This window comes from Nitrospinota bacterium (assembly GCA_035528715.1).
Lineage (GTDB): Bacteria > JADFOP01 > JADFOP01 > DATKYB01 > DATKYB01 > DATKYB01.
In genome coordinates this window covers 40,305-49,483 of record DATKYB010000043.1, presented here as the reverse complement: position 1 = coordinate 49,483, position 9,179 = coordinate 40,305, and the positions used below count along the sequence as shown (strand labels likewise).

Sequence of the window (9,179 nt, the reverse complement as noted above, 5' to 3'; positions counted from 1 at the left end):
GGTTTCTTTGAATATGAGGAATACCAAAAAATGAGGGAAGCCTTACCCGATTATTTAAGACCGGTTTTGACAATGGGCTATTATTCAGCCTGCCGGATAGAAGAAATCCTGAGTCTTAAATGGGATCAGGTTGACTTGCTCGAGAAAAAGATTGAATTAGAGGTCGGGACCACTAAAAACAAAGAGCCTCGAATCTTATACATGGATGGTGAGCTGTTTGAGATAATCAAGTTTCAGCTCTATGCGAGAAATACCAAATTTCCCGAATGTCCATGGGTGTTTTCCTCTCGCAAAGGTCGACAGATAAGGAACTATAGAAAGGCATGGAACAAGGCGCGTGATGCTGCAGAGCTTCATGGTAAGATATTTCATGATCTCAGAAGGACCGCTGCAAGGAATATGAGGAAGGCCGGCGTTTCTGAGAGCGTGATCATGAAGATAGGAGGCTGGAAAACAAGAAGCGTGTTTGAACGGTACAATATCATTGACGAGGAAGACCTAAAAGAGGCTTCCAAGAGGCTTACAGACTATCACAAAACAAAAAACAGTATAAATTTAGTAATAACTCGCGAAAAGGAGAAAAAAGAGAGAGATGCTAAAGCCTTTCAAGTGCTTGATTCCTAAAGATTATGAGTGGTGCCGAGAGACGGAATTGAACCGCCGACACGAGGATTTTCAGTCCTCTGCTCTACCGACTGAGCTATCTCGGCACATCCTCATAAAACCTGTGGAAGGCTTTGCGAGAACTTAAAATAATTCAAATTAAACTCTTAGTCAAGCATTTTTTAAAAAATGGAGTTTATTGAGTAGATAAATATAACAAAAAGTGTGAAAATATTATTTTCTGATTATGGATAGAATAAAGCAATATTCTCTTTTTTAAAACCTTCTTTCTTTGCCAATATATCGAGGTGTAAGGTTGTGATGTCTTCTAAAACAAGGGATACATCTGCATCCTCACCGAAATCTTTCGTATTAATGGTCTTAATATATCCTTTACATTTCTTACAGATATTAATCCGATAATTTGGCTCTCCTTCAACGGAAAGGTATCCCAATTCTTCCTGATTATCATTTTCACAGAATGGACATTTGACCCTCATAAAAGACCACTCATGGCTACAGAGAGAACACATGAAAATTCTCTTTCCCTCTTCTCCTCGAAGTTCGGCCATCCTTGGTTTCTCACCACACACAGGGCAAACTCCCTTCCCCCAATCTTCATCTTTGATCTTATCTTTTAACGTTTGGGAATAAGATTCCATAACAGGTCTTAAGGCCTCATAAATAAGAAGCCTGACTGTCTTATTGTCACTCCACGATTCTTCTTCTGCATCACCATTCTCTCCTTTAGTATCAACGCCCCTTACTAACACATCCCTTACCAATTCCTTAAGATTAATTTCTCTTCTTTGAATTGCTGATTTTAATTCCTCTGCCAAATCTTCCTCTTTCTCTTTAAACAGATTCAATAACTCAAAAAAATATTTCTCCAATGCCTCAAAATCCGCATTGATTTTATCTTTACGAACTGCAGGAAATTCGTTTTTTATTGCTCTTTCTATCATCTCTTCATCTATATCCAAAGGCTCTACCTTCAAAATATCTTTATATCTGTTTTTGGCCTTTAATATCTCTTTATAGAGCTCAAGAATATCAGAATATACCGGATTTTTCTTTATCTTCTCATCTATTCTCTCAAGCTCTTTATTCAATTCTTTCATTTTTATTTCCAAAATAAGTTTTTTGTCCGTACATAATAAAAAAGGCTTACCAAAAAGGCAAGCCTTTTTTATTTTTATCGATTATCTATCCCTCTCTCTGTCCGCTCTCTACCTCCTTTAGCCATCCTGGATGATGTTTCTCAACCCATTCTTTAGCAACATATCCCGTAATCATAGCATGAATTCCTCCAGGAGCACCAATCGAGCCAAGATAGATATGCACTACAATGAATGGAACGAGGGCCAAGAAGCTCAAGACATGAACAACATAGCTAAGTCTTACCAATCCCTTAGGAAACGAAAAGGGAAACCACATCATGAGACCTGAAATAAAGATCAGAGCTCCAAAGACGATAACGAAAACAAAGAACATCTTTTGACCAGCATTGTATCGTCCCACCTCTGGTATCTGCACGTCTTTCTTCAGGTATCCACCGCCTACCTTGATCCATTCAATGTCTTTAGAATCAAACTTTGCCGCTTCCAACCAGGTGAATAGGGAAAAGAGTAAAGATATGCCGAAGACAATACCCAAATAGCTATGGATCACCTTCATAGCATAAAGGCCACCAAAGAATCTGGAAACGAAGCTTAGGTCATGAAACATAAATCCAAGACCAGATATAATCAGAAGGAGACAGCTAATAGCCAGAACCCAGTGGATGAAGCGTTCAATGGGTGTGGATGCTTTTATATATTGACTCATCTCCTATTCACCTCCTTTTTTTTCAAATTTTTCAACTGTTTTTGGACCAAATGTGAAGTAGTGGAATAAAGCAGCTGCAATACTACCGATAATGCCAATCGTAATCAGAGGCTTTAGAATATCCTTCCAAGCCCTGACTGACAATGGCACCTTCGGACTTGCCGGTAATGCAGCATAGGTTTCTGGCTTTTCAGTCAGCACATACATGACATGCGTTCCCTTAACAAACTTATCACCATAGACGATCGACCCTTTACCCACCTTTTCAGCCCTTGCATAGGCCTTTTTAATCATCGTGTTCTTATCGCCCCATGTCAGTGTTCCAGTGGGACAGGACTTAATACATGCAGGAATCTGCCCATCAGTAATCCTGTCATAACAGAGTGTGCACTTATAGGGCTTCTCAGCCTTTTCATCAAATCTCGGGATACTAAACGGACATGCTATCACGCAATTTTTACATCCGATGCAAAGGCTTCTGTTTAAAACCACTGCCCCATGTTCTCTATAGGTAAGAGCGCCAGGAGCAGGACAGGAGATAAGACAGGCAGCATCAGTACAATGCATGCATCCATCCTTTCTCATGAGCCACTTCAAACCACCATTTCCGTCTGAAACTTCATCATACCTGATGAGCGTATAGGTCTCAGGGGATAAGTCAGGAGGATTTTGATGGGTTCCCCTGTTAATGGTCTTAACAGGCTTTAATTGATTCCACTGTTTACATGCAGTCTGACAAGCCCGACATCCAATACATTTTGAAAGATCGATCAATTTTATCTTCTCACCCATACTACATCACCCCCTTTCCAATCTTTTCCACATTGACCATAAAAGCCTTTGTCTCCGGAATCATGGTATTGGCATCCCCAATAGTTGGTGTCAGGAGATTAGCACTATCTCCTCCATCATCTGGATAGAGCCAACCATAATGCCATGGGAGACCGACCTCGTGGACTATCAGATCCCCGATCTTAAAAGGCTTAAACCTCTCAGTAACCATCGCAACGGCTATGACCTCTCCTCTAACAGACTTTACTTTGACCTTTTCACCATTCTCAATCCCCTTGTCTTTTGCAAGCTCCTTGCTCATCTCGACAAACAACTGGGGCTCTAATTCAAGCTGCCAAGGTGTCCATCTTGTCATAACTCCAGTCTGCCAGTGTTCGCTAACCCTGTATGTTGTACAAACAATAGGGAATCTCACATCGCAGGTAAGATATAAGTCTCCACCTTCTCCTTCAGCAGCCCCAGACTTGGATAGAAGTTTAACCGTAGGATTAATCCTCTGAGAAGACATAGCGTTTTTAGCTACAGGGCACTCTAAGGGTTCATAATGCTCTGGGAATGGTCCATCTGCCCGACCCATTCCAAAAATCCTTCCGTGTCCTTCTGGCTTCATGATAAAGGGGTGTTTTGTTCCTGGAGCCCATCCTCCATCTGGAACATCCCCTACCCATTTCTTACCATTCCAAAAAATAACAGGCTTCTTCATAGCCCATGGAACACCTTTTGGATTTACTGATGCCCTGTTGTATATGATTCTTCTGTTTACAGGCCAACACCATGACCAGTTTGGATATAATCCTATACCTTCAGGATTGTCTTTGTTATTTCGCCTTGCAGCCATATTTCCCTTTTCTGTGTAACTGTTGCAGTAGAGCCAGTTACCAGAAGAGGTGGAACCATCATCCTTGAGATAGGCGAAACTTGGAACAAGTTGACCTTTCTTAAAACTCTTTTTCTTCTTGGGAAAATCAACATCTTCCAGGAAGTATCCGTTGATCTCCCTGGCGATTTCATGGACGTTGAGATGCAGCAGCTTTCCATCCGGTCCTTTGGGACCATAGTCCCATGTTAAATTCAGGATAGGTTCTGGAAATGCTCCACCTTCCTTCTCATATAATTCTCTTACCTTGTAATAAAGTTCTGTCATAATCTCAGCATCAGGCTTTGCCTCTCCAGGAGGATTGATTGCCTTGTACCTCCACTGACTCCACCTGCCGCTGTTGGTAAGGCTTCCCTCTTTCTCATAAAAGGCTGCACAAGGAAGAACAAAAACCTCGGTTTTTATCTTGGAAGGATCCTTTCCAGGGCCCTTCCAGAACCAGCCAGTCTCATTCGGAAAGAGATTAACATTAACCATCCAGTCCAATTTTTCCAAGGATTTTCTTACCTTTCCTGCATTCGATCCACTGCAAGCAGGGTTCTGTCCCCAAGCAAAGAAACCTGAAAACTTCCCTTCGCTCATCTGATCAAAGAGCATCAGCCAAGAAGCATTCTGTCCATCATCCAATTTCGGCAGCCAGGAGTATCCAAAGTCATTCTCCTTTGTAGCATTCTTCCCAAAGAATGCCTTGAGGAGACTCACAGAATACTTGGGATAGTTACCCCACCAGTTAGCACTCTTAGGATCATTGGTCTTTGGGGTAAATTTCTTGTTGTAGGCTTCTAAAGTAGGTAAAGACGCCGTTGGAGTCTTGAGATATCCAGGAAGGATATGAAAAAGCAAACAATGGTCTGTTGAACCTTGAACATTAGACTCTCCTCTGAGGGCATTGACTCCTCCTCCGGCTACTCCGATGTTGCCAAGGAGAAGCTGTATCATAGCCATGGTCCTAATATTCTGGGTCCCAACCGTGTGCTGGGTCCAGCCCATGGCATACATGATTGTTCCAGCCTTATCCGGCTTACCTGTTGCAGAATAGATCTTATAGATTTTCAAGAGATCATCTTTGGGTGTTCCTGTTATAGAAGATACCAGGTCTTCATTATAGCGTGAGTAATGCTTCTTCAATAACTGGTACACACACCTTGGATGCTGTAGTGTCTTATCCTGCTTAGGAATACCATCCTCATCCACCTGATATTTCCATGTGGATTTATCATATTTTCTTTTTTCAGGGTCATAACCCGAAAAAAGGCCATCTCTAAAATCAAATCCCTTATCGATCAAGAAGGAGGCGTTGGTATATTCTGCAACATACTCTTTTTGAATCAGATCGTTGTCGAGAATATACTTGATCATGCCGCCAAGAAAGGCAATATCTGTTCCTGATCTCAAGCGGGTAAAAACATGAGCCTTTGAAGAAGTTCGGGTAAAACGAGGATCAACACTCAAAAGTGTTGCACCGTTCTCAACGGCTTTCATTACCCATTTAAAGGAAATGGGATGGTTTTCAGCAGCATTGCTTCCCATCACCAAGATGACATCGCTGTTTCTTATGTCTATCCAGTGATTTGTCATTGCCCCTCTACCAAACGACTCTGCCAGAGCCGCTACAGTAGCGGAGTGTCAGATGCGTGCCTGGTGTTCGATATACACCAGCCCTAATCCGCGCATCAGTTTCTGTAGGATATAGCACTCTTCATTATCTAAAGCAGCGCTTCCTATATGAGCTATATCATCATTTCTGTTTACAACTTGTCCCTTCGCATTTTTTATTACGAAGCCTTTATCTCTGCTCTTTTTCACATTCTTGGCAATCTTGTCAATAGCCTCATCCCAGCTTATTTCTTTAAATTCTTTAGCATAAGGTTCTCGATAAAGCGGCTTCTTGAGACGATTTTCATTGGCATCTCCAGACAACTGATAGACAGATGCTCCCTTGCTACAGAGCGTTCCCTCGTTGATAGGATGATCTGGATCACCTTCGGCATTGATGATTTTACCGTTTCTGCTGTGAACGATGATTCCACAGCCAACAGCGCAATAGGGACATATGGTGGTGGTTTCTTTGGTGTATTTGATCTTCTTTGGTTGGGCAAAAGTCTCAATGGGCTTAAGATCAATACCAAGGCCACCAACGAGAAGAGTTGTTCCGGTGAGTTTTAGAAAACCCCTACGTGAAACATCCATAGAATTGGTTCCCCTCCTTTCTTTAAATTAAACTCTATAAATTTTTATAAGTCAGTGAAAACTTTTGTAAAATAACAAAAAAGAATTTATAAGTCAATAAAAAAAGCAATTTTTATTTTCATACAAGGAATTCTTGCAAAAAATCTCTAACATTCTAATTGATTGAATTTAAACCCTTTACTTGTTTTTTAAATTCTTTTGATATAAAAAAGAGAAGACTAAAGGTGAGATGAAAATTATAAATATATCAATAGAGAAATCGATTTTTAAATAGAAAATCGAAGGCAATTTAATGAGTGGAGCAAAAAATATCTCTTATCCTAACTTTTGAGAAACTGACAAATCCACTGAAAAATGTTAACTAAATTCTGGAAAGGATAAAGAAAGGGGCTTTTTAAAAAGCCCCTTTTTGATGTGATTTAGAATTTATATTGAAGATTTGCGTAGACAAGATTCACTTCATAGTTTTCAGGAAGTGTCCCCATAAGAAGGGCATCACTAAAATTTCCACTGGAATCAGTGGGAACATTTGTAAACCCTTGTTTGTTGTAATCCTCGATATCAAATCTCTCCCACATATAGCCAAGTGTAGCGGAAAGCCCTTTTTTCTTAAACTTATATTTCAGTTTGGCATGCAGTGTCTGGAGGTTTGTATCATCTACCTCTGTGTAGTCAACAGGTGTGAAGTCATTTGCATCAACAGTCCCTACAGGGCTGGAGAACTTAGCGACTCCGTCTGTGTCTGCATAGGAGTAGGAGACATCGAGGTCGAGTCTTTTTGGCAGAAGGGCAAGCAGAAAACCACCGCCAAAGGTGTTGGTCTCATCTTCGTTATCATTATACCAGTTGCTGTCTGAGACTGTTGATGGCTCAGTAGTAAAGGGGTCACCTGTACTACCCGCGGTCCATTGTCTTGACTTCATGTCATTCTCATACTTTTCATAGGTGTAGAAGGCATAGAGACTTAACCTTTCATGAGGTGCATAATTTGCATCAATGGAGAAGATATTGTGCTTGTCCTTGAGGAGCCCGAATTCAGAGTTGTCAAAGTCATCATATCCAAATATATAAGAGCCTGTTGCGGAAAGCTTTTCTGTCGGGTAAACCGTTGCAAGGAGCTGAATCCTGTTTCTGTCCCTTTCAGCCTCGTCGTATTTCCTGAGCCATGGCAACTGGGCAGGATTGTCTCCTGCTTCAATGGTCCTTTCCCAGGGGACTGTGTAATCATAGGACCCGTCCCGTTTTGAGAATTCATAGGACACTCTGAATTCTCCCCACGAAAATGGCTTGCTGTCAATTGAAGCCCTGTATGTATCCTCTTCCTGTTTGTGGACCTCTCTGTGCTCTCTTTCTGTCTTATTATAGGCGTAGCCAATATTAAATCTGGTTCTTTTGAATATATCAAAGCCGAGATCGAATGATGCAGTGTGCTTCTTATAGCTTGTGGGCTCGGTTATGACGTCTACACCACCACCAAGCTCCTCCCATAGAGCATCCGTTCTCACCCAGCCGGGGAACTCTATCTGCGCTGTCTTGTTTTCGTATTCATAGAAGCGGTATCTTGCCTTTACGTCCATGAACTTTAAAGGCTTGGATGTAAACAGGACATTGTAAAGTGTTGTATCAACCTTTGCATCAGGGCTGCCTTTGGGAAGGTTAGCCGGGTCAGAGGCATTGAAAGGCGCGGCAGGAGTAGATGTCGCGGTGATAGCCGTATTGGTTGCGTAAGCCACCAAGTTATCATCCTGCTCCATCCATCCCCATGATGCAGCGACTGAAATCCTGCTCTTTAGGGGGAGGTCATTGTATGAGCCTGAAAAAGATGCCTGGTGATACGTGTTGTCCGGAGCAAGGTCTATCAGTCCTGCTGCAGGCCCAGCTGAGAAGTTTATATAAGCAGTGTTGCCTGTGCTGTCAGTCGTCTCGGAATGGTTATCCCATCTCAGAGTATCGATATTGTTTTTAAAATCGGAGAAATAGTAGCTTGCATTCAGATAGAGCGCGTCTTTTGCGTACTCGGCTATGAACCTAATTTCTGATGTATCATAATCTATTGGCTGAGGTATTTCTATGGTATTGTGAAAGCCGAAGGCGCCAAAATAGGGGCGTGTGCCGTCCCTTTCCTCCCTGCTCAGCTCAAGCCGCATGCTGAACGGGTCAAATGCGGCAATATCAATATTTACCTTCCCCGTTTTTCTCATGAGCTCAAGGTCTATTTCATGTGCACTGTCCTCAAATGCATTTTTAAGAATCGTGGCACGCTCTGCTTCACTAATTCCTGCAGCAAGGTCTGACCTTAATGAACTGTTCAGCCTCAGGTCTCCTGAGCCTTCTCCGGCATAAAGGCTCTTTGCATCATAGGCAAATCTGTGGGGAAGCTCGTCATAGACAAACTCTACTTTATACTTCCCGTATTTACCCACTTTTAAACTTGTATTCTGGTCATCCAGGCCTATTTCTTTGGCTTTAAGGTCAATAAAATAACCGTTCTCTTCTTTGTATCTAAGGTCTACACTGCCTGTGACACCATCCTGAAGGTCTCTGTACTCATTGAACTTCGCCGACTCCCTTTCATTATCTACACCCCTTACAGTAATACCTGCCATACCGGAAATCTTCTCCATAACAGAAGACTTCTTTTCGGATGCTTTCTCGTCTTTGGGTTTATGGCATTGAACGCAGCTTTTATTGTCTCTTCCCTTATGGTCGGCAGGAAATGGCTTAATCTTTCCTTGTCCGTGGCATTGAAGGCAGTTATCCCTTCCCTCCAGACCGTGGGGTATGGATGGAATTGCATAAACCTGGGAAGGCAAGAAAAAAGATGCCGTTAGCACCAATAAGCCAGTGATCAGTATAGTGAATGTAAGCTTTTTTCTCATTTTCTCCTCCC

Annotated in this window: 6 protein-coding genes and 1 tRNA gene; 1 reads left to right on the top strand and 6 read right to left on the bottom strand. The window is 42.0% G+C overall.

Going from position 1 to position 9,179, the window contains the following annotated elements:
- The coding region (locus VMW81_03120) for a site-specific integrase (protein HUU49935.1) at nt 1-624 on the top strand (624 nt) is incomplete at its 5' end.
- Nucleotides 625-634: 10 nt separating this feature from the next.
- On the opposite strand, the gene VMW81_03115 is transcribed toward VMW81_03120, so the two are convergent.
- From VMW81_03115 to VMW81_03090, 6 genes are all read right to left on the bottom strand, one after another.
- Nucleotides 635-710, bottom strand: a tRNA-Phe gene (locus tag VMW81_03115).
- Between the two features lie 138 nt (nt 711-848).
- Nucleotides 849-1,724: a formate dehydrogenase accessory protein FdhE gene (locus VMW81_03110; protein HUU49934.1), complete on the bottom strand. Its 876-nt coding sequence runs from the start codon at nt 1,722-1,724 to the stop codon at nt 849-851.
- An 85-nt stretch (nt 1,725-1,809) separates the two neighbouring features.
- Entirely contained in the window at nt 1,810-2,430 is a 621-nt protein-coding gene (locus tag VMW81_03105; GenBank protein ID HUU49933.1) for a formate dehydrogenase subunit gamma, read from the bottom strand.
- A gap of 3 nt (nt 2,431-2,433) precedes the next feature.
- A complete protein-coding gene (locus tag VMW81_03100; protein HUU49932.1) occupies nt 2,434-3,222 on the bottom strand; it encodes a 4Fe-4S dicluster domain-containing protein in 789 nt (262 codons plus the stop codon).
- Between the two features lies 1 nt (nt 3,223).
- Nucleotides 3,224-6,289 carry a formate dehydrogenase-N subunit alpha gene (gene fdnG / locus VMW81_03095; GenBank protein HUU49931.1) on the bottom strand — a complete coding sequence of 1,022 codons (3,066 nt, stop codon included), beginning with the start codon at nt 6,287-6,289 and terminating at the stop codon, nt 3,224-3,226.
- Between the two features lie 419 nt (nt 6,290-6,708).
- Nucleotides 6,709-9,168, bottom strand: coding sequence for an MtrB/PioB family decaheme-associated outer membrane protein (locus VMW81_03090; protein HUU49930.1), 2,460 nt, complete (start codon nt 9,166-9,168; stop codon nt 6,709-6,711).
- Nucleotides 9,169-9,179: the final 11 nt, after the last annotated feature.

Excerpts from the sequence above, each read along its gene's own strand:
- VMW81_03100 (HUU49932.1), bottom strand. The coding sequence starts at position 3,222 with ATGGGTGAGAAGATAAAATTGATCGATCTTTCAAAATGTATTGGATGT.
- VMW81_03105 (HUU49933.1), bottom strand. The coding sequence starts at position 2,430 with ATGAGTCAATATATAAAAGCATCCACACCCATTGAACGCTTCATCCAC.
- VMW81_03090 (HUU49930.1), bottom strand. The coding sequence starts at position 9,168 with ATGAGAAAAAAGCTTACATTCACTATACTGATCACTGGCTTATTGGTG.
- VMW81_03110 (HUU49934.1), bottom strand. The coding sequence starts at position 1,724 with ATGAAAGAATTGAATAAAGAGCTTGAGAGAATAGATGAGAAGATAAAG.